A 2,794-nucleotide genomic window follows, 5' to 3' on the forward strand; every position below is an offset into this window, starting at 1 on the left:
ACCTGCAGGTCATCGGTAGCGTCCAAAACCACCCAGCCTTGCCCCACCGTCCGTTTCCACAACTCAAAGTGCAAGTGCGGCCCCGTCGCCCCCACGTAGCCGATTACTGGAGCTTTTGGCCTGGGTTGGATGGTCCAAGACTGCTGGGATCCCCGACCGGCCCGCCCGCGCGGTCAGAATCCCGCTCTAGGTCGCGGAAGAGGGGCGTGCTCAAGTAGCGCTCGCCAAAACTGGGCTGGATCATCACAATTAGCTTGCCGGCGTTTTCCGGTCGCCGCCCCACCTGGATGGCTCCCGCCAAGGCAGCTCCGGTGGAAATGCCGGAGAGGATCCCCTCTTCCCTGGCCAGGCGGCGGCTGTAGATCATGCTTTCCTCATCTTCCACTGCAATTACCTCATCCAGCAGGTCGCGCCGCAGCACATCGGGCACAAATCCTGCTCCGATCCCTTCAATGCGGTGAAAGCCAGGCCGCCCGCCGCTGAGGACAGCACTGGCCTTGGGCTCAACGGCCACCAGTCGAATGGCCGGTTTTTTCCCCTTCAGAAACTCGCCCGCCCCCGTGATGGTGCCGCCGGTGCCTACCCCTGCCACCAGGATATCCACCTGGCCATCGGTATCCTCCCAAATTTCCGGGCCGGTGGTTTGGTTATGAATCTGGGGGTTGGCGGGATTGGCGAATTGGCCCAGCATGTAAGCGTTGGGGGTGCGGCGCACGATCTCTTCGGCCTTCCAGATGGCCTCCCCCATGCCGCCGGCGCTGCTGGCCAAATGCACCTCTGCCCCGTAGGCTTTCAACAGCAGTCGCCGCTCCAGGCTCATGCTCTCAGGCATAACGATGATCAGCCGGTAACCCTTGGCAGCAGCAGCCATGGCCAGGCCAATGCCGGTATTGCCAGAGGTGGGCTCCACCAAGATGGTCTTGCCGGGGGTGATCAAGCCAGCTCGTTCGGCAGCCTCGATCATGCTCACGGCGATGCGATCTTTCACCGAGGCGGCAGGGTTAAAACTCTCCAATTTCACTACAATCTCAGCCAGACACCCTTCGGATTGAGGGATCCGATTCAGCCGCACCAGGGGGGTACGACCGATGAGCTGGGTGATGTTGGCGGCGATTTTCATGGCTAACAAAAAGAGAGAAACCAATTGCGAATAGGCCTTCAGTCCAAAGCAGCCGAGGGCCTTGTGCGATGCTAACCCTTGCATGAGCTCCTTGGTGCTCCCTCTCAGGATCTCACTGCCCTTGGCCCAGGGGATCCCGGCGTTTTCCAAAGTGGGATGGCAACAAAACCCGCCCAGAAAATGATCTAGAGTGAGATCACACCGGAAGGACGAGTCCCCTATGCACCTGAGTGACATCACTCATCCCAACCAGCTTCGAGCCCTGAACCTCAGCCAGTTGCGCAGCCTAGCCCGCCAGATTCGCGAAAAGCACTTGCAAACGGCTGCCAACTCCCCAGTCGGCTGTCACCTGGGACCAGGGTTGGGCGTGGTGGAGCTGACCCTGGCCCTTTACAAAACCCTGGACCTGGATCGCGACAAGGTGATTTGGGATGTGGGCCACCAAGCCTATGCCCACAAAATGCTCACCGGCAGGTATCACAACTTTCACACGCTGCGCCAGAAAGGGGGGATTTCCGGCTACCTGAAGCGCAGCGAGAGCCGCTTCGACCACTTTGGGGCCGGGCACGCCTCCACCAGCATCTCGGCGGCCTTGGGCATGGCCATCGCTCGGGATCGGCGGGGGGACAACTTCAAGGTGGTGGCCATCATTGGGGATGGTGCTCTGACTGGGGGCATGGCCTATGAGGCGATCAACCACGCCGGGCACCTGCCCAAGACCAACCTGATGGTGATCCTCAACGACAACGGCATGTCGATTTCTCCCAACGTGGGGGCGATCCCTCGCTATTTAAACCGCCTGCGCCTCAGCCCACCGGTGCAGTTTTTGGCCGACAGCCTAGAGGAGCAACTGAAAAATCTGCCCCTGCTGGGATCCAGCCTCAGCCCGGAAATCGACCGCCTCAAGGAGACGGTGAAGCTGGTTACTGCCGTGCAAAACAACAAGGCGGGCATCATCTTTGAGGAGCTGGGCTTTACCTACGTGGGGCCGGTGGACGGGCACAACTTGGCAGAATTGTTGGATGCCTTTGAGTTGGCCCACGGCATCTCTGGGCCGGTGCTGGTGCATGTGGCCACAGTCAAGGGCAAGGGCTACCCGCCAGCGGAAGCGGAGCAGGTGGGGTATCACGCCCAATCCCGCTTTGACCTGGCCACCGGCAAGCCCTACCCACCCAGCAAGCCCAAGCCCCCCAGCTACAGCAAGGTCTTTGGCCACGCCCTTTGCAAGCTGGCGGAGCGGGATCCTCGCATTATCGGCATTACGGCGGCCATGGACACTGGCACCGGCCTAGACAAACTCAAGGAAAAGCTGCCGGATCAGTTTATAGATGTGGGGATCGCCGAGCAGCACGCCGTCACGTTGGCTGCCGGCATGGCCTGCGAGGGGATGCGCCCGGTGGTGGCCATTTACTCCACCTTCCTGCAGCGGGCCTACGACCAGATCATCCACGATGTCTGCATCCAAAAGTTGCCGGTCTTCTTCTGTTTGGATCGGGCAGGGGTGGTGGGAGCCGATGGCCCAACCCACCAGGGCATGTACGACATTGCCTATCTGCGCTGCATTCCCGAGATGGTGCTGATGGCCCCCAAAGACGAGGCGGAGCTGCAGCGCATGGTGGTGACCGGGATCCAGTACACCCAAGGCCCCATTGCCATGCGCTACCCGCGTGGCTC

General features: G+C 61.0%; 2 protein-coding genes. One reads left to right on the forward strand and one right to left on the reverse strand.

What is annotated here, in order from left to right; all coding sequences use genetic code 11:
* Positions 1–103 precede the first annotated feature (103 nt).
* Positions 104–1,120, reverse strand: a complete 1,017-nt coding sequence (gene cysK / locus NW857_RS05820) for a cysteine synthase A (protein ID WP_414335559.1) — start codon at positions 1,118–1,120, stop codon at positions 104–106.
* A 220-nt stretch (positions 1,121–1,340) separates the two neighbouring features.
* Here cysK and dxs point away from each other — a divergent pair.
* Positions 1,341–2,794: 1-deoxy-D-xylulose-5-phosphate synthase (gene dxs / locus NW857_RS05825; RefSeq protein ID WP_414368283.1), on the forward strand; the 1,454-nt coding region annotated here is incomplete at its 3' end.

Origin of the sequence: Synechococcus sp. H55.9 (assembly GCF_047462355.1) — a bacterium.
Lineage (GTDB): Bacteria > Cyanobacteriota > Cyanobacteriia > Thermostichales > Thermostichaceae > Thermostichus.